Source organism: Citrobacter koseri ATCC BAA-895, assembly GCF_000018045.1.
Lineage (GTDB): Bacteria > Pseudomonadota > Gammaproteobacteria > Enterobacterales > Enterobacteriaceae > Citrobacter_B > Citrobacter_B koseri.
Map to the genome: position 1 here is coordinate 2,859,930 of NC_009792.1, position 22,739 is coordinate 2,882,668.

The 22,739-nt window shown below is 55.0% G+C and carries 23 protein-coding genes; 11 read left to right on the top strand and 12 right to left on the bottom strand.

What is annotated here, in order from left to right; translation table 11 throughout:
• Window positions 1-168 precede the first annotated feature (168 nt).
• Both fieF and cpxP read right to left on the bottom strand, forming a co-directional pair.
• The gene (gene fieF / locus CKO_RS13180; protein ID WP_012133884.1) at window positions 169-1,071 is read right to left on the bottom strand and encodes a CDF family cation-efflux transporter FieF; all 903 of its coding nucleotides are present in this window, start codon (window positions 1,069-1,071) and stop codon (window positions 169-171) included.
• A 148-nt stretch (window positions 1,072-1,219) separates the two neighbouring features.
• The gene (cpxP, locus tag CKO_RS13185; RefSeq protein WP_012133885.1) at window positions 1,220-1,720 is read right to left on the bottom strand and encodes a cell-envelope stress modulator CpxP; all 501 of its coding nucleotides are present in this window, start codon (window positions 1,718-1,720) and stop codon (window positions 1,220-1,222) included.
• Window positions 1,721-1,870: 150 nt separating this feature from the next.
• Here cpxP and cpxR point away from each other — a divergent pair, with 150 nt between their 5' ends.
• A complete protein-coding gene (cpxR, locus tag CKO_RS13190) occupies window positions 1,871-2,569 on the top strand; it encodes an envelope stress response regulator transcription factor CpxR (protein WP_012133886.1) in 699 nt (232 codons plus the stop codon).
• Window positions 2,566-3,939: an envelope stress sensor histidine kinase CpxA gene (gene cpxA, locus CKO_RS13195; RefSeq protein ID WP_012133887.1), complete on the top strand. Its 1,374-nt coding sequence runs from the start codon at window positions 2,566-2,568 to the stop codon at window positions 3,937-3,939. The genes cpxR and cpxA overlap by 4 nt, the downstream gene beginning before the upstream one ends.
• Before the next feature lie 99 nt (window positions 3,940-4,038).
• On the opposite strand, the gene yiiM is transcribed toward cpxA, so the two are convergent.
• The gene (yiiM, locus tag CKO_RS13200) at window positions 4,039-4,710 is read right to left on the bottom strand and encodes a 6-hydroxyaminopurine reductase (protein ID WP_012133888.1); all 672 of its coding nucleotides are present in this window, start codon (window positions 4,708-4,710) and stop codon (window positions 4,039-4,041) included.
• 153 nt (window positions 4,711-4,863) lie between these two features.
• Here yiiM and CKO_RS13205 point away from each other — a divergent pair, with 153 nt between their 5' ends.
• On the top strand, window positions 4,864-5,754 hold the full coding sequence (locus tag CKO_RS13205) for a dihydrodipicolinate synthase family protein (protein ID WP_024130663.1): 891 nt from the start codon (window positions 4,864-4,866) through the stop codon (window positions 5,752-5,754).
• 52 nt (window positions 5,755-5,806) lie between these two features.
• Here the strand turns inward: CKO_RS13205 and kdgT are convergent, their stop codons facing one another.
• Together kdgT and sodA are read right to left on the bottom strand one after the other, a co-directional pair.
• Window positions 5,807-6,790: a 2-keto-3-deoxygluconate transporter gene (gene kdgT, locus CKO_RS13210; protein WP_012133890.1), complete on the bottom strand. Its 984-nt coding sequence runs from the start codon at window positions 6,788-6,790 to the stop codon at window positions 5,807-5,809.
• A gap of 389 nt (window positions 6,791-7,179) precedes the next feature.
• Window positions 7,180-7,800, bottom strand: coding sequence for a superoxide dismutase [Mn] (sodA, locus tag CKO_RS13215; protein WP_024130664.1), 621 nt, complete (start codon window positions 7,798-7,800; stop codon window positions 7,180-7,182).
• Between the two features lie 288 nt (window positions 7,801-8,088).
• Here sodA and rhaT point away from each other — a divergent pair, with 288 nt between their 5' ends.
• On the top strand, window positions 8,089-9,123 hold the full coding sequence (rhaT, locus tag CKO_RS13220; RefSeq protein ID WP_012133892.1) for an L-rhamnose/proton symporter RhaT: 1,035 nt from the start codon (window positions 8,089-8,091) through the stop codon (window positions 9,121-9,123).
• On the opposite strand, the gene rhaR is transcribed toward rhaT, so the two are convergent.
• Together rhaR and rhaS are read right to left on the bottom strand one after the other, a co-directional pair.
• Complete coding sequence (rhaR, locus tag CKO_RS13225) at window positions 9,120-9,968, bottom strand: HTH-type transcriptional activator RhaR (RefSeq protein ID WP_024130665.1); 849 nt, start codon at window positions 9,966-9,968, stop codon at window positions 9,120-9,122. The genes rhaT and rhaR overlap by 4 nt on opposite strands.
• A gap of 153 nt (window positions 9,969-10,121) precedes the next feature.
• On the bottom strand, window positions 10,122-10,958 hold the full coding sequence (gene rhaS / locus CKO_RS13230) for an HTH-type transcriptional activator RhaS (RefSeq protein WP_012133897.1): 837 nt from the start codon (window positions 10,956-10,958) through the stop codon (window positions 10,122-10,124).
• A gap of 300 nt (window positions 10,959-11,258) precedes the next feature.
• On the opposite strand from rhaS, the gene rhaB reads away from it, so the two are divergent.
• From rhaB to rhaM, 5 genes are all read left to right on the top strand, one after another.
• A complete protein-coding gene (gene rhaB / locus CKO_RS13235) occupies window positions 11,259-12,728 on the top strand; it encodes a rhamnulokinase (protein ID WP_024130666.1) in 1,470 nt (489 codons plus the stop codon).
• Entirely contained in the window at window positions 12,725-13,984 is a 1,260-nt protein-coding gene (gene rhaA, locus CKO_RS13240; protein WP_012133900.1) for an L-rhamnose isomerase, read from the top strand. The genes rhaB and rhaA overlap by 4 nt, the downstream gene beginning before the upstream one ends.
• A 143-nt stretch (window positions 13,985-14,127) precedes the next feature.
• On the top strand, window positions 14,128-14,955 hold the full coding sequence (gene rhaD, locus CKO_RS13245; RefSeq protein WP_012133901.1) for a rhamnulose-1-phosphate aldolase: 828 nt from the start codon (window positions 14,128-14,130) through the stop codon (window positions 14,953-14,955).
• 118 nt (window positions 14,956-15,073) lie between these two features.
• Window positions 15,074-16,222, top strand: coding sequence for a lactaldehyde reductase (gene fucO, locus CKO_RS13250; RefSeq protein ID WP_012133903.1), 1,149 nt, complete (start codon window positions 15,074-15,076; stop codon window positions 16,220-16,222).
• Window positions 16,219-16,533 (top strand): L-rhamnose mutarotase, encoded by a 315-nt coding sequence (gene rhaM / locus CKO_RS13255; RefSeq protein WP_012133904.1) that lies wholly within the window; start codon window positions 16,219-16,221, stop codon window positions 16,531-16,533. Before fucO ends, rhaM begins: the two co-directional genes overlap by 4 nt.
• Window positions 16,534-16,671: 138 nt before the next feature.
• Here rhaM and CKO_RS13260 read toward each other — a convergent pair whose 3' ends face one another.
• A complete protein-coding gene (locus CKO_RS13260) occupies window positions 16,672-17,220 on the bottom strand; it encodes a helix-turn-helix domain-containing protein (RefSeq protein ID WP_012133905.1) in 549 nt (182 codons plus the stop codon).
• 101 nt (window positions 17,221-17,321) lie between these two features.
• On the opposite strand from CKO_RS13260, the gene CKO_RS13265 reads away from it, so the two are divergent.
• Window positions 17,322-17,981: an AzlC family ABC transporter permease gene (locus CKO_RS13265; RefSeq protein ID WP_012133906.1), complete on the top strand. Its 660-nt coding sequence runs from the start codon at window positions 17,322-17,324 to the stop codon at window positions 17,979-17,981.
• Window positions 17,981-18,304: an AzlD domain-containing protein gene (locus CKO_RS13270; protein ID WP_012133907.1), complete on the top strand. Its 324-nt coding sequence runs from the start codon at window positions 17,981-17,983 to the stop codon at window positions 18,302-18,304. Before CKO_RS13265 ends, CKO_RS13270 begins: the two co-directional genes overlap by 1 nt.
• Before the next feature lie 88 nt (window positions 18,305-18,392).
• On the opposite strand, the gene CKO_RS13275 is transcribed toward CKO_RS13270, so the two are convergent.
• From CKO_RS13275 to CKO_RS13290, 4 genes are all read right to left on the bottom strand, one after another.
• Window positions 18,393-18,605, bottom strand: coding sequence for a YdgH/BhsA/McbA-like domain containing protein (locus CKO_RS13275; protein WP_012133908.1), 213 nt, complete (start codon window positions 18,603-18,605; stop codon window positions 18,393-18,395).
• A gap of 128 nt (window positions 18,606-18,733) precedes the next feature.
• The gene (gene fdhD, locus CKO_RS13280; protein WP_313847731.1) at window positions 18,734-19,486 is read right to left on the bottom strand and encodes a formate dehydrogenase accessory sulfurtransferase FdhD; all 753 of its coding nucleotides are present in this window, start codon (window positions 19,484-19,486) and stop codon (window positions 18,734-18,736) included.
• Window positions 19,487-19,702: 216 nt separating this feature from the next.
• Window positions 19,703-20,314 (bottom strand): DUF1120 domain-containing protein, encoded by a 612-nt coding sequence (locus CKO_RS13285; protein WP_012133910.1) that lies wholly within the window; start codon window positions 20,312-20,314, stop codon window positions 19,703-19,705.
• Between the two features lie 64 nt (window positions 20,315-20,378).
• Window positions 20,379-22,730 (bottom strand): fimbrial biogenesis outer membrane usher protein, encoded by a 2,352-nt coding sequence (locus CKO_RS13290; protein WP_012133911.1) that lies wholly within the window; start codon window positions 22,728-22,730, stop codon window positions 20,379-20,381.
• Window positions 22,731-22,739 lie beyond the last annotated feature (9 nt).

The following is a 22,739-nucleotide window of genomic DNA, read 5'->3' on the forward strand; positions in this document are numbered from 1 at the left end:
GCAAAATGAAATCTGTTGCCGGAAGCCGATACTGTTACTGCACATCGGGACGATCCAACGAATATGCAGATAGTATAACAACCGCTTCCTGCTGAATTGATTCAGGTCAGGCCAAACGGCGGTAATTTATACACAAAATGCTGGCCTTGCTCACTTTTTTACAACGAATTACGAAAGCTCAAACCTCTTGCCTTCCCTGGGTACGACTGAACAGGGGTCCTGGTGGATAATGACATCCGAACCCGGAAAACGCCGCAAAATCGCCTGCTCTACCTGTTCAGCCACCAGATGCGCCTGAACGAGCGGCAGATTATCTTCCATTTCCAAATGAATCTGAATAAAGCGGGTCGGCCCTGACTGCCGCGTGCGAAGATCGTGAGCACCGTTGACGCCAGGCCACGATGTCACGATATCAATAATTTCCTGACGTTCCTCATCGGGCAGCGCGCGATCCAGTAACGACTGCACTGCCTCATACCCCATACGTAGTGCGCTGTATAGAATATAGATGCCGATTCCCAACGCAAACAAGGCGTCCGCGCGATGCCAGCCATACCAGGCCAGCCCAAGCGCAACGAGAATCGCTCCGTTCATCATAACATCAGACTGATAATGAAGCATATCTGCCCGTACAGCCTGACTTTGCGTCTTGCGCACAACCCAACGCTGAAACGTGACCAGAATGATCGTACAAACCAGGGCGATAAGCGTCACCACGATCCCGACGCCCGGTTCGTTCATTGGCGTAGGGGTAATCAGATGCTGAATACCGGTCAAAAACAGAAACAGCGCCGAGCCGGAAATAAACATGCTCTGCGCCAGCGCCGCCAGCGACTCTGCTTTGCCGTGTCCAAAGGTGTGTTCATCATCCGCCGGTTGCAGCGAATAGCGCACCACTAACAGGTTAGTCAGCGACGCGGCAATATCCACCAGCGAGTCAACCAACGCAGCCAGAATACTCACCGACCCGGTGTACCACCACGCAAAAATTTTGATCAAAAGTAACAGTGACGCCATCACTGTCGCGGCAATTGCCGCCCGGCTGACCAGTCGCCCATAGGTTTGATTCATAAACACTCCTGCCTTTCCATGCCGGTAGTATAACGGATGGAGTAAAACAGTAAGGCAATAACCGGATGACAAATTTTGGACAAAAAAAACCCCTCCATCATGGAGGGGAAGACAGGGATGGTGTCTATGGCAAGGAAAACAGGGTTTGTTACTGGGAACGTGAGTTGCTACTACTCAATAACTTCAACGAGGAGCCGTTTTGCCATTGCGCCACATCGCGCAGTTGCTCCATTCGTTGTTGATGCTTCTCATTTAAAACCGCTTGCTGCTCCGGCGTTAACAGGCGATACATCTGGTTGCGAACCCTGGCCATTTCGACCTGGCGAGCAACCTGTTCTTGCGCCATTTTTTCTGCCTGAGCGCGCACAGCGTTTTCATCAAATTTTTCTGCGATGACAAGGCGATGCATTGTCTCCATTTCGCTAACATTAACAGGGGGCTGTTCGTGTCTTGCCTGCTGCATCAGATCTCGCATCTGTTGACGCTGATGTTCGGTTAAACTTATGCCGTCAAACATATGGCTCTGCGTACTGCGCTGCGTAAGTCCTTCACCTTGATGCCAGTTATCGCCTGTAACGACTTCAGCAGCGTGGCTTAAAGGACTGAGTGCCAGCGTTGAGGCCATGACGGCAGCGGTAACTTTGCGCATCACTTGCTCCCAAAATCTTTTCTGTCGCGATTCAACGAGAGACAGTTTACGATTCGGGCTGCAAACATGCGTCAGGGGGTGTAAAACAACGTAAAGTCATGGATTAGCGACGCCTGATGACGTAATTTCTGCCTCGGAGGTACTTAAACAATGAATAAAATCCTGTTAGTTGATGATGACCGAGAGCTAACTTCCCTGTTAAAGGAGCTGCTCGAAATGGAAGGCTTCAATGTGCTGGTTGCCCATGACGGGGAGCAGGCGCTTGAGCTTCTGGACGACAGCATTGATTTACTTTTGCTCGATGTCATGATGCCGAAGAAAAACGGTATTGATACGTTGAAAGCGCTTCGCCAGACACACCAGACCCCTGTCATTATGCTGACCGCGCGCGGCAGCGAACTGGATCGCGTACTCGGCCTTGAGCTGGGCGCGGATGATTATTTACCTAAACCGTTTAACGACCGCGAACTGGTCGCGCGTATCCGTGCGATTCTGCGCCGCTCGCACTGGAGCGAACAGCAGCAGAATAACGACAACGGCTCACCGACGCTGGAAGTGGATGCGTTAAGCCTCAATCCGGGTCGCCAGGAGGCCAGCTTCGATGGTCAAACCCTGGAGTTAACCGGCACCGAATTTACCCTGCTCTATCTGCTGGCGCAGCATCTCGGCCAGGTGGTTTCGCGTGAACATTTGAGCCAGGAAGTGCTGGGTAAACGCCTGACGCCGTTCGACCGCGCGATCGACATGCATATCTCCAACCTGCGTCGTAAGCTGCCGGAGCGTAAAGACGGGCACCCGTGGTTTAAAACCCTGCGTGGTCGCGGTTATTTGATGGTTTCCGCTTCATGATAGGCAGTTTAACCGCGCGCATCTTTGCCATCTTCTGGTTGACGCTGGCGCTGGTGCTGATGTTGGTATTGATGTTACCCAAGCTCGACTCACGCCAGATGACCGAGCTACTGGACAGCGAACAGCGCCAGGGGTTGATGATTGAGCAACATGTAGAAGCTGAACTCGCGAACGATCCACCCAACGATTTAATGTGGTGGCGTCGCCTGTTCCGTGCGATCGACAAGTGGGCGCCGCCAGGACAGCGGTTATTGCTTGTGACCACTGAAGGACGCGTGATCGGCGCAGAACGCAGCGAAATGCAGATCATTCGTAACTTTATTGGTCAGGCGGATAACGCCGATCATCCGCAGAAGAAGAAATATGGCCGCGTTGAGATGGTAGGCCCGTTCTCTGTCAGAGACGGGGAAGATAACTACCAGCTTTATCTGATTCGACCGGCCAGCAGCTCCCAATCCGATTTTATTAATCTGCTGTTTGACCGCCCGCTCTTGTTGCTGATCGTCACCATGCTGGTCAGTTCGCCTCTGTTGCTTTGGCTGGCCTGGAGCCTGGCGAAACCGGCGCGTAAGTTGAAAAATGCGGCGGACGAAGTGGCTCAGGGTAATCTGCGACAACATCCAGAACTGGAAGCAGGCCCGCAGGAATTTCTTGCGGCTGGCGCCAGCTTTAACCAGATGGTGACTGCGCTGGAACGTATGATGACCACGCAGCAGCGTCTGCTGTCGGATATCTCGCACGAGCTACGCACTCCGCTTACGCGTCTGCAACTGGGCACCGCGCTGCTGCGTCGTCGTAGCGGCGAGAGTAAAGAGCTGGAGCGCATCGAGACCGAAGCGCAGCGGCTGGACAGCATGATCAACGACCTGCTGGTGATGTCGCGTAATCAACAGAAAAACGCGCTGGTCAGCGAAACGATGAAAGCCAATCATTTGTGGGGAGACGTGCTGGATAACGCCGCCTTCGAAGCCGAGCAGATGGGCAAATCGTTAACGGTGAACTTCCCGCCGGGGCCGTGGCCGTTATACGGCAACCCTAGCACCCTGGAAAGCGCGCTGGAGAACATTGTCCGTAACGCCCTGCGCTATTCACACACGAAGATTGAAGTCGGCTTCGCGGTGGATAAAGACGGCATTACGATAACGGTTGATGACGATGGCCCGGGCGTTAGCCCTGAAGACCGCGAACAGATCTTCCGCCCGTTTTATCGTACCGATGAAGCGCGCGATCGGGAGTCCGGCGGAACAGGGTTGGGGCTGGCCATCGTTGAGACCGCGATCCAGCAGCATCGCGGTTGGGTGAAAGCCGAAGACAGCCCGCTGGGCGGCTTACGGCTGGTGATCTGGCTGCCGTTGTATAAGCGTTCTTAAGTCTCGCTGTGGTGCCGGATGGCGGCGTGAACGCCTTATCCGGCCTACGAAAAACCGCACGTTGTAGGCCCGATAAGCGCAGCGCCATCGGGCGTTACATCATCCACGTAAACGTCGTGACTGATCTTCAATTTTGCCGCTCAAACGGCGCTTCTGCATCGTTCTGGTCCAGCTTTTCGATAACCCCGCTGCCGACAGCAACCGATGATACTGGTCGTCGTCGAACGGCATATGCCAGGCTATCGCAATCGCCTCCTGTACGCTCACATCGCTGACGCGCGACGCCAGAATTAACGGCGCATCCGCCGATACCTGCCCCGGCGCGATAACGCTGTACAGCCAGCCGGTTTTCCCGGCGTTCTGCATTTGCGTCGCCATATCGCTAATGCCGAAATGGAAGTTGAGCTTAAAGCACGGCGAACGTGGCTGAGTCACCTGAATCAGCGCCTCTCCCCACTGAAAAATATCGCCGATAAAAACATTTTGCTCGGTCAGACCGTCGGTCGAAAGGTTTTCGCCAAACGCGGGCGCGACAAACAGATCCGCCTGCGCCGGGAATTGACGCGCCCAGTGCAGATAGTGTTCACGGGGATAATGGCACAGCGCGCGATCGGGCCCGCCGTGAATTTTTGTCTCTGCCTGCTCATCACCGGCAAGGCCCAGATCGTTAAGCATCAGCTCGCCATCAACCTGGATTTTCGCAATGGCGCTGGGACGACTTCCCGCATAGTCCCGAATTTTGCCCGTAAACACCTCGACCGGATATCGCATCAGCTTCCCTCTCCCGACAAATAATCCTCATTAGAGCATATTTATTTTGTCTCAGCCGCTCAAAATGAGAGCCGGGTTCACATGATGCGCCAGCAGACGTGCTATCAATTAAAGTGATTTTGAAACACCATTTCATAATAAGGAGTCAACAACGTGACAGTACAATCGCAGTTTGCTGGCGTCTGGTGTCCTTCCATTACGCCGATGGACAATGACGGAAAAGTCGATCTCAACGGCCTGAGCCAGCATCTCAAACGCCTTACCGAGGCCAACATCGATGTTATTTTGCTGATGGGCAGCATTGGCGAATTTGCGTCTTTCACGCTGGAAGAGCGGCTGATGCTGATCCGCGAGGCCCGCGCGATGAGTTCGCTGAAGATGGTTGCCAATGTCTCCTCCACCTGCACCGGCGACATCTTGCTTATGGCGCAGGAAGCGTACCGCGTCGGGTACGATGCGGTGATGATTCTGCCACCGTATTACTACGGGCAGACGTCGAAGCAGCTTCTGAGCTACTTCCGCCAGCTTGGCAACGCCCTGAGCGGCAAATGGTTCGCCTACAATTTCCCGGCACGCACCGGCTGCGATTTAACGCCGGATCTGGTGGCGACCCTTGCCGCCGAATTCCCGAATTTTGCCGGGATTAAAGATACCGTCGACTGCCAGTCCCATACCCGCAGCATGATTCAGACCACCCGCGCGGTACGCGACGATTTTGCCGTGCTCTCCGGCTATGACGAGTATTACATTCCCAACCTGCTGGCAGGCGGCGCAGGCATTATTTCCGGCTTAAACAACGTGATGCCGGAGCTGTTTGTCAGCGCGCGGGAGGCGTTTAAGCAGGGTGATTTGCAAACGTTGCGCGATATCCAGGAGAAAATCGGCACGTTTATGTCCATTTACGCGATTGGCGAGGATTTTGTAACCACGATTAAAACCGTGGTATCGCGTAAGTTCGGCTATTGTACCGGCGTGTCGCGTAATGCGGGAGGAGAACTGAACGAGCACGAGCGTCGCACAATTGATGAGGTGTTTGGCCGTTAATTCTGACCGGAAGCGCCGGATGAGGCATAAGCCGTCATCCGGCAAAACGGGTTTATTTCACCGTACCGCGAATATCGATTTCCGCCGCTCTGGCCTTCACCTTCCGCGACCAGACTGAGGTAATGATCGGCACCAGAATCGAAGTCACGATAACCGATGTGGCAACCAGCGAGGTCGCGGCGGGCGCCATCGGTTTAAACGCCGGAACCATCTCTGCGATCAGCACGGGCGTGGCTACTGCGGCGCCCGCAGAACTTGAGGCGGCAATACCTGCCGTACCGTCACCGCCGCCGATAAACTTGTCAGCGATGATTAACGGGATGCCGGTGATAATAATGACCGCCACACCCAGTAGAATCCCCAGCACGCCCGTCTGTGCAATCACGCTCAAATCAATGGTGTTGCCCAGCGCGAAGGCGAAGAACGGGATCAGCGTCTGTACCGCTTTGCTGAAGAATTCCCGCAGTTCCGGGTCGAGATTCCCCAGCGCGAAACCAATCAGGAACGGCAATACCGCCCCCACAAATACATGCGGTTCAAACGAGGCAATCCCGGCGGTTCCCAGAATAACCATCGTCATCAGCGGCCCTGACTCCAGCGACATCAGGACAAATGCCCCGGCCTCTTCTTTGGTGCCGTACTGCTGCATGATGGAGGCATACAGCCCGCCGTTGGTCATGTCCATAGAGGCCACCAGCGCCAGCGTCGACAGCCCGGCGAAGAAGCCCGCTTCCACCCCATGTTCCGGGATAACGCGTGACGCAATAGCGGCCACCACCCAGGCAACCGCAATTTTGGTCACCACCAGCGTCCCGGATTTACGCAGCACGGTGCCTGTGGCGCTCAGTTTGATCGACGCGCCCATACAAAAGAACCAGACCGCCAGAATCGGCACCGTACCGGTGATCATACCGTTTGTGAATGAGCCGAAGTATTTCCCTGCGCCGGGCGCGAAGGTGTGGCATAGCGCGCCGAGGAACAACGGAACGAGCATCATGCCACCCGGGACTTTTTCTATCGTGCGTTTAATCTGCATTTCCTTCACCTGTAGACATAAAAACGGGCAATTTTTATGGGCGAATGCGCCTTACTTTGAGGCACACCCGCGTTGATGAAGAAACGATAGACATTCATTCGAACAATAAAAGTGATCCCAACCACATAACAAAACTATGTTTCATTTTTTATGGATTGATGTTTTTAATTTGACGTAAGTCACACCAGGCAAGCCCAAAAGCGCCTAAAAGAAAGCCCCCGCAGGTTATGCCTGCGGGGGCTGAATTCAATGCCGGATGGCGGCTAATGCCTTATCCGGCCTACAAATTGTAACTCTGTGCCGGATGGCGGCTAACGCCTTATCCGGCCTACAAATCGACAAATCCTCTTCGTAGGCCTGATAAGCGCAGCGCCATCAGGCAAAAAGACTTATTTTTTCGCCGCGAAACGCGCAGCAGCTTCGTCCCAGTTCACCACGTTCCAGAACTCTTTGATGTAGTCCGGGCGACGGTTCTGGAATTTCAGGTAGTAAGCGTGTTCCCATACGTCCAGACCCAGGATTGGGAAACCGGAAACGCCGGAAATGGCCTCGCCCATCAGCGGGGAGTCCTGGTTAGCGGTAGAGACAACCGCCAGTTTGTCGCCCTGCAACACCAGCCAGGCCCAACCGGAACCGAAACGCGTTGCCGCCGCTTTTTCAAACTCCGCTTTGAAGTTATCAACGGAACCGAAATCACGTTCGATAGCCGCTTTCAGGTCGCCCTGCAAAGCAGTGCCTTTTTTCAGGCCTTTCCAGAACAGGCTGTGGTTAGCGTGGCCGCCCGCGTTGTTGCGCAGTACGGTTTTTTTGTCCGCCGGAAGCTGATCCAGTTTGGTGATCAGTTCTTCAACCGGCAGGTTCGCGAATTCAGGCAGGTTTTCCAGCGCCGCGTTAGCGTTGTTGACATAAGTTTGATGGTGTTTGGTATGGTGGATTTCCATCGTCTGCTTATCGAAGTGCGGTTCCAGCGCATCATAAGCGTACGGCAGGGATGGCAGTGTATAACTCATAATCATCTCCATTATTGTCGAGCGGCTGAAGTGTTAATGCCGCGTAAGCAGTTGGTTCATTATAGTTAATTAAATGATATTGAAAATGCTTATCAATGCCGTAGTTTTAATAAGGATATAACTTTTCATTATGTTCTTGAATATGTGAGCCAAATCACCCGTATAACGTGCTGGTTGCCAGGAAGGAAGAAATGTCGGCAATCCTCAAAAGGTTAATCAACTGCGCAATTTTTACACTCATCAGGTCGGGAGGGTCACACCGGCAATAAAAACGATGAGGATTAAGTCATGAGTAACGCGATTACGATGGGTATCTTTTGGCATTTGATAGGTGCGGCCAGTGCAGCCTGTTTTTATGCCCCGTTCAAACAAGTTAAACAATGGTCCTGGGAAACCATGTGGTCAATCGGTGGGATTGTCTCCTGGCTTATCCTGCCCTGGACCATCAGCGCCCTGCTGCTCCCGGATTTCTGGGCCTATTACAGTTCCTTCAACCTATCCACCCTGTTGCCCGTATTTCTGTTCGGCGCAATGTGGGGCATCGGTAATATTAACTACGGCCTGACCATGCGCTATCTCGGCATGTCGATGGGGATCGGCATCGCGATTGGTATTACGCTGATCGTCGGCACCCTGATGACCCCCATCATCAATGGAAACTTTGATGTGCTGATCAATACCGAAGGCGGACGAATGACGCTGCTGGGCGTCCTGGTGGCGCTGATCGGCGTTGGCATCGTCACCCGCGCCGGGCAGTTAAAAGAGCGCAAAATGGGGATCACCGCCGAGGAGTTCAACCTGAAAAAAGGTCTGCTGCTGGCGGTGATGTGCGGTATTTTCTCCGCCGGGATGTCCTTTGCGATGAACGCCGCCAAACCGATGCATGAAGCCGCTGCCGCGCTCGGCGTCGATCCGCTGTATGTCGCTCTGCCAAGCTACGTGGTCATCATGGGCGGCGGCGCGCTGATCAACCTGGGTTTCTGTTTCGTTCGTCTGGCAAAAGTGAAAAACTTGTCGATAAAAGCCGACTTCTCGCTGGCAAAATCGATGATCATCACCAATATCCTGCTGTCAGCGCTGGGTGGCCTGATGTGGTATTTGCAGTTCTTTTTCTACGCCTGGGGCCACGCTCGCATTCCGCCGCAGTATGACTACATCAGCTGGATGCTGCACATGAGCTTCTACGTGCTGTGCGGTGGGATTGTGGGTCTGGTGCTGAAAGAGTGGAAAAACGCGGGTCGTCGTCCTGTCAGCGTTCTCAGTCTGGGTTGCGTGGTCATTATTATCGCCGCCAACATCGTCGGCATGGGAATGGCAAGCTAATCGTTTTGCGTACTGTGATGACGCCACTGGCTGGGCGTCATCCCGGTTTCCCGCGTAAACACCACCGAAAAGTAGTTACTGTCCTCAAAGCCGCACTGCATTGAAATCTCACTGATCATCAGGCGGCTGTGCTGAAGCAAATACTGTGCATGGCAGATGCGGATCTGGCGAAGATACTGGTTGATAGTCATCCCGGTCTGTGAGCGAAACTGCTGTCGCAGCACCCGCTCGCTGCACTGCTCCTGGTCGCAAAACGCATCCAGCGCAAAGGGGCGCTCCAGGCTGCCGGCCAGTGCGGTAATCAATTTATCCAGCAACGTTTCGCTCGCTCTGGTCGGGAGATCATCGGTGGCATAGCGGTGTCTTTTCAGCGTCATCACCAGCTGACCAAATAGCAGTTCCGCCATCTCATTCGCCAGCGGATCGCCCTGATTGCTCTCATGTTCAAGCTGGCTGATAACCTGCCGCGCCTGATTCATCCCCACGCTGCCCAGCCGCCAGTGCGGGCTCCGTTCACTGCCGTTAAAGCCCGGAATGGCGCTTTCCCAGCCAAGATTCAGGGTCAACCGCTCCGGGCAGTAAATAATATTCTGCAAAACCAAATCGTTAACGGAGGTGTAGGAGTGTCTGTCCTCGGCGCGAATATAAAACAGATCGCCACGCGTGATGCGGTAAGGGCGATCGTTGAGCACATGCAAACCGTTGCCGCGCCAGACCAACACCAGTTCACAAAACTCGTGTGTATGTTCCGCGAACACATTTTGCGGATAGCGATCGGCAACCGCGACAGCCTGGCCGTCATTCGCAAAAAAGTCTTTTTTCAGAAGGACTAACTGATTTGCCACCGCAGCACCTCACGTTGAATGCTTGCCGGATGGCGCTACGCTTATCTGGCCTACAGATCGCCGCCGTAGGCCGGATAAGGTGAAGCCGCCATCCGGCATTGAAGGGGACGATTATCAGCAAATTGGCGACAAAAAACGGTGATAGCTTTCGCGTTACTGTAGCAATGCGTCCCGCCCCTGGCGAATATCCCTGGGCGACCAGTCAAATTCCCGGCGAAACAGCGTCGAAAAATGGTTACTGTCGCCAAAACCGCAGCGATACGCGATATCTGTGACGCTTTCATCACTGTGACGCAGCAGATGGCGAGCCTTGATAAGCCGCAGACGGTTAAGATAGCGCTGCGGCGTCAGGCCGGTCTGTTGTTTGAGCTGACGGTGCAGCGTGCGCAGCGAGAGCGAAAACTTGTCGGCTATCGACTCCCAGCACACCTCTTCAGCAAAATGATCCTCCAGCCAGGCCAGCAACTGATTCAGCCGCGCATCGTTATTGGCTGCCCCTTCCATCAGGCTGCTTTTACGCAGCAGCACCAGCAACTGCATAAACAGAATTTCACGGTTGGCGACCGCAGGCGTGTCCATCTCGTCTCCGGCGTTTTCCATCTGCGCCACCAGTTGCCGCACCTGCTGCAACGCGCTCTGATTCACGCGCCAGTGTGACGGGTACTGCCCATCCTGTTCCTGCGGCAAGAGCTGGTTCAGCCCTGCCAGAAACTGAAACGCGTCCGGCGAGCGATAGAGCACATTCGTCAGACACAGGTTGTCGGTGTGTTCATACAGATGTCTGTCATGATCGCGAACAAAGCAGACCGTACCGCCGCTAATGGTGTAGGGCTGCCCATTGAACACATGAATGCCGGTGCCATGTTCAACAATCACAATCTCGTGAAAATCATGATGATGTTCAGGAAAAGCGGACTGAGGAAGCCGGGGTTCAATGGCCACGGGCGCTTTACCTGACGGAAAAAAATCCACGCTATGCAGTACGGTCATGATGGCTTCCTGATATGAGAAACATGTCAGAAATAGTAATTAAGGGTTACTACCCTCACCTTAAATTTTTAACGCCAAAGCGCGCAAACCCGGTCGTTTTTTCAAGAAAGGACGGGAAAGATCAGGAAATGCGGACGCCGTCACATCCGGCCAATTCACGCTGATAAACGGAAATTGTGAACGCTATCACGTTCACCTTTGCCTCCTTGCCAGCGGCCAATTTAACCTGTCAGTAACAGGAAGGTACGCCTTCCTGGGGGTTCTTAGACTGAGTGCAATGAAACTCAGAAGGACTTCACCATGACTTTTCGCCATTGTGTCGCTGTCGATCTCGGGGCATCCAGCGGGCGCGTAATGCTGGCGCGTTACGACAGTGAACAACACGCCCTGACGCTGCGTGAAATCCACCGCTTCGCGAACTGTTTGCAAAAAACAGACGGGTTCGACGCCTGGGATATCGACAGCCTGGAAAATGAAATTCGCCTTGGACTGGAGAAAGTCTGCGATGAAGGTATCCGTATTGACAGCATCGGCATTGATACCTGGGGCGTGGACTATGTGCTGCTCGACAAGCACGGCCAGCGCGTCGGTCTGCCCGTATCTTATCGCGACAACCGTACCACGGGGGTGATGCAGCAGGCGCTGGCGCAGCTCGGTAAGCATGATATCTATCGCCGCAGCGGCATTCAGTTTCTGCCGTTCAATACGCTGTATCAGCTCCGCGCGCTGGTTGAACAACAGCCTGAACTTATCCCGCAGGTGGCGCATGCCCTGCTGATCCCCGACTATTTCAGTTTCCGCCTGACGGGCGAAATGAACTGGGAATACACCAACGCCACCACCACGCAGCTCGTCAATATCAACAGCGATGACTGGGACGATGCCCTGCTGGACTGGACCGGCGCCAACAAAGCCTGGTTTGGCAGACCTACCCATCCGGGCAACGTGATCGGCTACTGGATCTGCCCACAGAAAAATCAGATTCCGGTGGTCGCCGTCGCCAGTCACGACACCGCCAGCGCGGTGATCGCCTCTCCGCTGGCCGATAAAAACAGCGCTTATCTCTCTTCCGGCACCTGGTCGTTGATGGGCTTCGAGAGCAGAACACCTTACACCGATGACGTGGCGCTGGCGGCGAACATCACCAATGAAGGCGGCGCAGAAGGCCGCTACCGGGTGCTGAAAAACATCATGGGGCTTTGGCTGCTTCAGCGCGTACTGAAAGAGCGCCAGATTACCGACCTGCCCGCGCTGATCGCCGAGACCCAGTCGCTTCCGGCCTGCCGTTTCCTGATAAACCCGAATGACGATCGCTTTATCAACCCCGCCGATATGAGCGCGGAGATCCAGGCGGCCTGCCGTGAATCCGGCCAGCCGGAACCCACCCGTAACGCCGAACTGGCACGCTGCATTTTCGACAGTCTGGCGCTGCTGTATGCCGATGTGTTGCAGGAGCTGGCGAACCTGCGCGGTGAAGCCTTTAGCCAGCTGCACATCGTCGGCGGAGGTTGCCAGAACGCCCTGCTGAACCAGCTGTGCGCTGATGCCTGCGGCATTCGCGTGATGGCCGGGCCGATTGAGGCTTCCACCCTCGGCAATATCGGCATCCAGCTCATGACGCTGGACGAACTGAACAACGTTGACGACTTCCGTCAGGTGGTAAGAACCAACTACGACCTGACGACCTTTACCCCAAATCCTGACAGTGAAATTGCCCGCCACGTTGCGCAGTTTCAATCAAAACGACAGACAAAGGAGCTTTGCGCATGACCACTCAACTTGAACAAGCCTGGGAACTGGCAAAACAACGTTTTGCTGCGGTAGGTATTGATGTCGAGGAGGCGTTACGCCAGCTCGATCGTCTGCCGGTATCGATGCACTGCTGGCAGGGCGATGACGTCGCCGGATTCGAAAACCCGGAAGGATCGCTCACCGGCGGTATTCAGGCCACCGGTAACTATCCCGGTAAAGCGCGCAGCGCCAGCGAGCTGCGCGCCGACCTGGAACAGGCGCTAAGCCTGATCCCGGGGCCAAAACGCCTGAACTTACACGCAATCTATCTGGAGTCTGACACGCCGGTGTCCCGCGACCAGATCAAACCGGAGCACTTCAAAAACTGGGTGGAATGGGCAAAAGCGAACCAGTTAGGGCTGGACTTCAACCCCTCCTGCTTTTCTCACCCGCTGAGCGCTGACGGCTTTACCCTGGCGCACGCGGACGACAACATTCGCCAGTTCTGGATTGACCACTGCAAGGCCAGCCGCCGCGTATCTGCGTACTTCGGTGAGCAACTGGGCACGCCGTCGGTGATGAACATCTGGGTCCCGGATGGCATGAAAGACATCACCGTTGACCGCTTAGCGCCGCGCCAACGCCTGCTGGAGGCGCTGGACGAGGTGATCAGCGAAAAACTGAACCCGGCGCATCACATCGACGCCGTGGAAAGCAAACTGTTCGGTATTGGCGCGGAAAGCTATACCGTCGGCTCCAACGAGTTCTACATGGGCTACGCCACCAGCCGCCAGACCGCGCTGTGCCTCGACGCGGGCCACTTCCATCCGACCGAAGTGATTTCCGACAAGATTTCCGCCGCCATGCTGTATGTGCCGCGCCTGCTGCTGCACGTCAGCCGCCCGGTGCGCTGGGACAGCGACCACGTCGTGCTGCTGGATGATGAAACCCAGGCAATTGCCAGCGAAATCGTGCGTCATAACCTGTTTGACCGCGTGCATATCGGCCTCGATTTCTTCGATGCCTCCATCAACCGTATCGCCGCGTGGGTTATCGGCACGCGCAATATGAAAAAAGCGCTGCTGCGCGCGCTGCTGGAACCAACCGGGCAACTGCGTCAGTTAGAAGCCAGCGGCGATTACACCGCCCGCCTGGCGCTGCTGGAAGAGCAGAAATCCCTGCCGTGGCAAGCCGTCTGGGAAATGTATTGCCAGCGTCACGACACGCCAGCCGGCAGCCAGTGGCTGGAAAGCGTCCGTGCCTATGAAAAAGAGATTCTGAGCAAACGTAGCTAACCGCGACGCCTGACTTGTAGGCCGGATAAGACGTTCCGCGTCGCCATCCGGCAATAAATGAAACACGATTGCCGGATGGCGCTGCGCTTATCCGGCCTACGTAAGACCCGATAACGTTCGGGCAATAAATGGGAACACCGAACATGCAGAACATTACCCACTCCTGGTTTGTCCAGGGAATGATCAAAGCCACCTCCGACGCCTGGCTGAAGGGCTGGGACGAACGCAACGGCGGCAACCTGACGCTGCGTCTGGATGAGGCGGATATCGCGCCGTTTACCGACGATTTCCACCAGGAGCCGCGCTATATCGCGCTGAGTCAGCCAATGCCGCTGCTGGCGAACACGCCGTTTATCGTCACCGGCTCCGGCAAATTCTTCCGCAACGTACAGCTCGATCCGGCAGCGAATTTAGGCGTGGTGAAAGTGGACAGCGACGGCGCGGGCTACCACATTCTGTGGGGGCTGAATCATGAGGCGGTTCCAACCTCCGAGCTGCCGGCTCACTTCCTCTCCCACTGCGAGCGCATTAACGCCACCGACGGCAAAGACCGCGTGATTATGCATTGCCACGCCACCAACCTGATCGCGCTGACCTACGTGCTGGAAAACAACACGCCGCTTTTCACCCGCAAACTGTGGGAAGGCAGCACCGAGTGCCTGGTGGTGTTCCCGGACGGCGTCGGCATTCTGCCGTGGATGGTACCGGGCACCGATGAGATCGGTCAGGCCACCGCACAGGAAATGCAGAAGCATTCGCTGGTGCTGTGGCCCTTCCACGGCGTGTTCGGCAGCGGCCCGACGCTGGATGAAACATTCGGCCTGATCGATACCGCCGAGAAGTCTGCGGAGGTGCTGGTCAAAATCTATTCGATGGGCGGTATGAAGCAAACCATCACGCGTGAAGAACTGGTAGCGCTTGGCAAACGCTTTGGCGTGACTCCGCTTGCCAGTGCATTAGCGTTGTACTGATTCTTCCCGCAATCCAATGCCGGATGGCGGCTTCGCCTTATCGGGCCTACGCCGTAGGCCCGATAAGCGCAACGTCATCGGGCAATAGGGTAACGCGTCAATCTTAAGGAGAATATTCATGAGCTTCATGTTGGCACTTCCCAAAATTAGCCTGCATGGCGCAGGCGCAATCGGCGATATGGTTAACCTCGTCGCGAACAAGCAATGGGGTAAAGCGCTGGTCGTCACTGACGGGCAACTGGTAAAACTGGGCCTGCTGGACAGCCTGTTTGCCGCGCTTGACGCGCATCAGATGTCGTACCACCTTTTCGACGAGGTTTTCCCGAACCCCACTGAAGAACTGGTGCAAAAAGGGTATGCGGCATATCAGGACGCGCAGTGTGATTACATCATCGCCTTCGGCGGCGGCAGCCCGATCGATACCGCCAAAGCGGTCAAAATTCTGACGGCGAACCCTGGCCCCTCTACCGCCTATTCAGGCGTCGGCAAAGTCAAAAACGCGGGCGTTCCGCTGGTGGCGATTAATACCACCGCCGGTACGGCAGCGGAAATGACCAGCAATGCCGTCATTATCGACTCCGCGCGCCAGGTCAAAGAGGTCATCATCGACCCGAATATCATCCCTGATATCGCGGTGGACGACGCCAGCGTTATGCTGGACATCCCGCCATCCGTCACTGCCGCCACCGGCATGGATGCGCTGACCCACGCCATTGAGGCCTATGTCTCGGTTGGCGCGCATCCGCTTACCGACGCCAATGCGCTGGAAGCCATTCGGCTGATTAACCTGTGGTTGCCGAAAGCGGTTGATGACGGCCACAACCTCGAAGCGCGTGAGCAGATGGCGTTTGGCCAGTATCTGGCGGGTATGGCGTTCAACAGCGCTGGTCTTGGTCTGGTACACGCGCAGGCGCATCAGCCAGGCGCCACGCACAACCTGCCGCACGGCGTCTGTAACGCCATCCTGCTGCCGATCATTGAGAACTTTAACCGCCCGAACGCGGTCGCGCGTTTTGCCCACGTCGCCCAGGCGATGGGCGTCGATACTCAAGGTATGAGCATTGAGGCGGCGAGTATGGAAGCGATCAATGCAATCCGCGCATTGAGCAAACGCGTCGGCATTCCTGAAGGTTTCAGCACATTGGGCGTCACGAAAGACGATATTGAAGGCTGGCTGGATAAAGCGCTGGCAGATCCGTGTGCGCCGTGTAATCCACGCACCGCCAGCCGCGATGACGTCCGCGAGTTGTATCTGGAGGCGCTATGATCCGCAAAGCGTTTGTGATGCAGGTGAATGCCGACGCACACGAGGAGTATCAGCGTCGCCATAATCCCATCTGGCCGGAGCTGGAAAGCGTATTGAAAGCGCATGGCGCGCATCACTATGCGATTTACCTCGATAAAGAACGCAACCTGTTGTTCGCGACCGTCGAGATTGAATCGGAAGAGCGCTGGAATGCCATCGCCAGTACCGACGTGTGCCAGCGTTGGTGGAAGCATATGCGCGACGTGATGCCTGCCAACCCGGATAACAGCCCGGTGAGCGCAGAGCTGAAAGAAGTGTTTTACCTGGCGTAGGCTGTCTGAAGCCGGATGACTCAACGCCGGATGGCGACGCTAACGCGTCTTATCCGGCCTACAGGTAGCAAACGGCACGAAATTGTAGGCCGGATAAGCGTCAGCGCCATCCGGCATCATAAACCTCATCGCGCGGAATTAATTTTGCTCGGCCACCAGGATCGCCTGCGTATCCGCTTCCAGCGCTTTAAAAATGTGCTCCTGATCGGCGGGATAACAAATATAATCGCCCTCGCCTAACTCTTCCGGCGCCTCTGTCAGCCCGACAAGCGCTTTCCCCTGCGTCACAATAATATGCTCCACCGATCCCGGCGGATGTGGATGTGAAATACGATCCGCCCCCGGCTGCGTCAGCAGCAGGTAGATATCGCGCCGCGCCCCTGGCGGACAGGCAGCCAGTAAAATAGCCTGATAGTGGGCCTGTTCCGCCACCACTTTTGTCCCTTCTCCGCGACGAATCACCTGCGTTTTTTGCGCCTGCGGCTCCAGCAGACGTGCAAAGGGAATATCCAGGGCCACGCAAAGCGCCCAGAGCGTTTCCAGGCTAGGATTTCCATTGCCCGCTTCCAGTTGCGACAGGGTAGATTTCGCAATCCCCGCACGCCGGGCGATTTCCGCCAGCGACAGGCCGGTACGCTGACGTTCGCGCACCAGGCTTTTCGCGATCACGCTAATGGGCTGTGTCATTCACGACTCCACGTTCTTTATATCGAACGAATCGTTCGACTTGTAAATCAATTCTATTGCGTTCATTATAATGGAAATTCGTTCGATATGGCTAAAATAGTATGAAACATCACCTCTCATGTCTCAGCGGAGACACGATAAAAGCGATATTTTTAGTGTGTCTGGCCGTTGGCGTCGTCGGGATGTCCTACGGATCGCTGGCGATGGCCTACGGCTTCCCGATTTGGGTGCCGTTTGTACTCTCCATTTTTGTCCTGGCGGGGGCGTCCGAATTTATGTTTATCGGCATTGTCGCCAGCGGCGGGAACCCACTGGCCGCCGCCGCTGCCGGTTTGCTGGTGAATGCCCGCCATATTCCATTCGGCGTAACGGTACGTGAACTGGTAGGCACCCGCGCCGCCAGCTTTCTGGGCTGCCATATCATGAATGATGAAAGCGTCGTCTTTGGTCTGTCGCAAAAAACACGGCAACAGCGCAAAGCCGCCTACTGGCTGTGCGGCGCGGGCGTCGCAATTTTTTGGCCGCTGGGCGCACTGCTTGGCGCGATGGTCGGCAAACTGCTCCCGGCACCGGAAACCATCGGTCTGGATGCGGTATTTCCCGCCATTTTATTGGCGTTAGTGATCCCGGCGTTCAGGAATCGCACCACGCTGATCCGCGCCTGTAGCGGCGCCGGGCTGTCGCTTGCCGCTGCCCCCTTCGCACCGGTCGGGTTGCCGGTACTGCTCTCTCTGCTTGGCTTACTGACGAGGAAAAAATAATGGGCAACATGACGCTGTTTATCGTCGGTATTGCTGTGTTATCGGCAGGCACCTATCTGATGCGTCTTGGCGGAGCAAAGCTCGGCAACCGGCTGGCGCTCTCCGAACGTTCTCAGGCGCTATTGTCGGATGCGGCAACGGTATTGCTGTTTTCAGTGGCGCTGGCAACCACGTTTTATGAAGGCGAACATTTTGCCGGAATGGCGCGGGTACTGGGCGTCGCGTTCGCTGTTTTCCTGGCGTGGCGCAAAATGCCGCTGATTGTGGTGATTATCGCTGCGGCGGTGGTGACAGCGCTGCTAAGGCTGGCGGGTATGCACTAAATATGAGGCATTTATCGGAATAGTAAAACAGTAAACGCAGAAACGAAAAAAGCGCCCTGAAGGCGCTCTTTCGACAGTTTTGAATCACTTATTTCAGCAGTTCAGCGGTCATATGCACGCGGTTACCGGAGTATGCGGAAGTGATTTTGTAATCACTGGCGCCAGCCTGCTGAGCCTGAGCGGCGATTTTTGCTTCTGCGCTTTCCAGAGTAGAGCCCGTCGCGGTAACAGACTGAGCGGCGAAAGAACCGAAAGAAGTAGCGAGAGCGATAACTGCGACAAAAGTTTTGATGCTTTTCATGATATAAACCCTTTAACTTAGTTGTTTTAATAAGGCACCGTGCCTTGATGTGATAAATAATAGGCCGGTATTCGAACAACTAAAAGCGGAAGGATTTGCTATTCTTTTTCAAATTTACTGAATAAAACTCAACCTGTCATCAAACGCCGTGGATGCGTATAAATTGTCGCCTTGCCCGGCTTGCAAAAGCCCACCAGCGTCAGGTTACAGCGCTCAGCCACGTCAACCGCTAACGTGGTGGCAGCGGAGACGGCAAACAGGATTTCAACGCCGCACATCGCCGATTTCTGCACCATTTCATAGCTGGCGCGACTGGAGACCAGCACCGCGCCCTGCTGCCAGATTTCGCCTTCCGTCGCCCGGCGCCCCAGCAGTTTATCCAGCGCGACATGGCGACCGACATCTTCATGCCCGCCCGCTAATTCACCGGACGGCATCGCCCACGCCGCCGCGTGAGTACAGCCGGTAAGCTGACCGACCGGTTGAAAATCAGACAGATGCTTCAACGCGCGATCAAGATTCGCCAGGTCAAAGGTTTGGGTAAACGGGAGCGGCGTAATGGGTTTGCCGATGTCATTCAGTTGCTCCACGCCGCAAACGCCGCAGCCGGTACGCCCGGCCAGGGCGCGACGACGTTCTTTCAGCCCCATAAAGCGGCGGCTGGAAAGCTCAATCTGCACTTCAAGGCCGTTGCAGGAAGGAACGACGTCCATGCCATAAATATCCTGCGGACATTCAATAATGCCTTCCGACAGTGAAAAACCGATCGCGAATTGTTCCAGATCTTTCGGCGTGGTCATCATCACCACATGGGAAATGCCGTTATAGACCAGCGCGACAGGAACTTCCGTCGCCAGCATATCCGGTTTTGATTGCGTCAGGCACCCGCGCGTCCAGACGGCATGAGAAACAGCGCCCTCCGGGGATAAATTTTGATGGTCAGACAAAGCAGCTTCCTGGTATGGACTCACGATAAGAGAGATTGCGTTCAGGCAGGATGAGAGCGCCTTTGCGCATTTAACTGCGGTTATTGTCCTCCATTATTTTTGTGAGGTCAAAACCGGGGCAAAACCGCCCCGGTCGGCAGGATGAGAACGCTAGTTAGCCGCGAGAGCGTCAAACGACACGGTGTAGGTTTCTTCCAGATCCTGCGTATTGCTGGTCTGGAAAGCTTTATCGGCAAGATAAGTGGTGATCATCAGTGTTGCAACCCACTGTTTTCCTGCCACTTCCTGGCCGTTTACCGCAGCAGCGGACATATCCGGCAACAGCGTCATTTCCGCAGCGCCACCCGATACCTGCGCCGCGCCCCGGGGAACCGAAGCCAACTGAACGGGAGCGTTATCGACTCTGGCATTTTTCATTTTAATCGACATCGCGCCGTTGTCAGAAAACCGCCAGGCCTGCCCCTGCCGGGCGGGGCCATCCACAAAGAGCCGAATTTTATGTTCATCAGTACAGATGACGGAGACCTGTAACTCCCGGGTGACGGAGGCATAACCGTGATACATATTCCCGGCGTATTCGGTGCTCCCCTCCCTCATATCCTCCCTGCGGAACCGCCCATAGTCGACCTGTTTTGTCGAAGATAAAATCTGACAGTCGCCTTCTTCCGCCAGTGCGGATGGCACATTCCCACACAAGAAACCCGCCAGTAATACAGGCATAAAAACGCTAAGGTGTTTCATGGAGCCAGCTCCCTGTTTCATTAGAGACATTTCCCTTTTATCTCCTCGTAGAATTTCTGCGGATCGGCTTCCGGCAGGGTGTAGTTCAGTTTGCACCGTCCACCTTCGCATACAGCTGATGGCTTGCTGAGATATCATTCAGGAAGATCAAACCGTCCTCTGGCGCGGAAGTGATGTATTCCCCGGCGTCGTTGACAATGGAGACGCCTTTCGGCAACGGAGTACCGTCTGCACGCATGACAGAGAGCAGCACGCGCCGCTGACTCAGCGTGGTGAATTGCCATTTCGCGACCGCCCCGTGCGATGCTTTAATCGCCGTCCGGCCATTATTGACGTCAAGATTGCCCGGAAGACTTTGGGTATTAAGTTCCAGCGTACTTTCATGGAACGGCGTCAATGACGGGACAACGGCCTGACCCCATTTATCGGTCCAGACGGGCCCGCGCGACGTCACGATTTCGATACCGGCAACAGGCTTGTCCAGTTGGGTAATGGCATACGTGTCCGCCACCGGATACGGTGAGAAGGTCACGCCATCGTCATGCGCCACAATGCCGCCACTCAATGCGGCAGAGTAGTTCGTATTGCTGTCGTTATCGCCGCCAGCCGCCACGGACAGCGTGGTATAGTGAAGATTGCTGTTGAGCGAGCTATCCCAGTCGGTAACACTTTCGTCCTGATCGCGAGACACGCCGACCGTGTATTGGTTGTCGTCATTCAGCGACCCCATCGACCGCGTGCCATAAGAGCTTCTTCCTTCACTCTCGCGATACCACGAGTTCGTTGAAACACCGGTACGGCCTAACGGAACAGAAACGTTCACGTAGAACATATCGCGATCGCTCTCATCCCCACGACTGATATCCGATTCCCAGTTCACGCTGACGCTGAAATATTTATAGGTTTGCGACCAGGAAGAGATAATGCGGCGGCTATTATAGTCGCTGTCCCAGGCCTCATTACGGTAGTAGCCGAGCGAAAAACGCCCCAGAAGCGTATCCGACCAACTGACCGCGACGTTCGTATCGTATTTCGTTGGGGAGTAATCATCGTCGTCGCTATACAGTTCCTGCATTTCGCGATAGTCCGCCGTGCCGTAGCTGCCGCCCAGCGAAATCCCCATCCCCCAGGGCAAGGAATACCCAAGATCCAGCGTGGTTTTGTGCCCATCAGTCTGGCTACGGTTATCGATCGACCCAAGAAACCCGAGCGAGGCATATAAATTCTGTACGGGAACGGTATCCACATTGGCAGAGAAACCATAATAGTGGTTATCTGCCATCACCATTCCGGCCATGAGATTCATACGATTATTCACTGACCAGCCATCAGACGCCGACACAATCCAGGGCTGCTCAAAATTCGTGTCCATATCTTCCGCACGCCCCACGGCCAGAGAAAAGCCCGGCGCCCTGCCGACATGGTTGCTACGAAACGTGCTCGCCGATACGGTAAAATGGCTTTCGCTTCCATCGGTCTCCGTCACCGTGACATTCAGGTCGGTGTTGAGGTTAGCAATGGGTACATCAGTTAAGGTAAAGGGGCCAGCGGGAACAAGCGTTGAATAGATGATCTGCCCACCCTGGCGAATATCCACGCGCGCCTGAGAATATCTGGCGATCCCCGTCACCTCGACGCCGCTCCCCTCGTTCGGCAGCAGGGTATTATCCGGCATGGCTTGCACACCGTAGACCGATGGAATACTAAAGCGGCTGTTGGCAACGTTGATTTGCCCGCCCTGCACCATCACGCCATAGTCGGCGAAAGTGCGTTGCGCGTAGGTATAATACGAGTCGGTTTCTAATTCCTGGTCGCTGCCGTCGCTGACGAATTGCGTGCTGCGCACAATCCAGTCACCCGCATTAAAACCAAGTTCAAACGTTGACTGAAAGCGGTCTGAATTATCGCCGTCATATTTATAATGCGTGCCAAACATGGAGTAATTCAGCATTGCGGCATGACCACCGCGAACGTCCGCGACCTGTCGGTTATTATCTGGATCAATCGCTTCCTGCGGAACAACCAGCGACATTTCTTCTGTTTCAGGCGTAGCGCTAACGGTTGCCGTAGACCAGTATTGATGGATCAGCGGGCAGGTTTCTCTTTTTATTTTCGTGATGAGTCCTGCGTTTTCCAGAAATGCTTTATCAATACAGGGCTGCCCTTCCTCATTAAACTTAACCGACATGACACTGTGTTTCTTGCCATTAATAATAACGGTCACATTATGGACACCAGGAGTGAACCGGGACGCTAAGGAATAATAATCAGCAATCACAGGATCGAGACCATTAGATTCTAATGCATCAGTATCAAATACTGCTCTCGCCAACTCCATCGTTCCAGTAGAGGTCGGCATTATTTCCGCCCGTATACTGAAAGCGATTGCCGTCAGACAAAACACAATAATTCCTTTTTTAGCGGAACCGCGAATCATAACCACTCC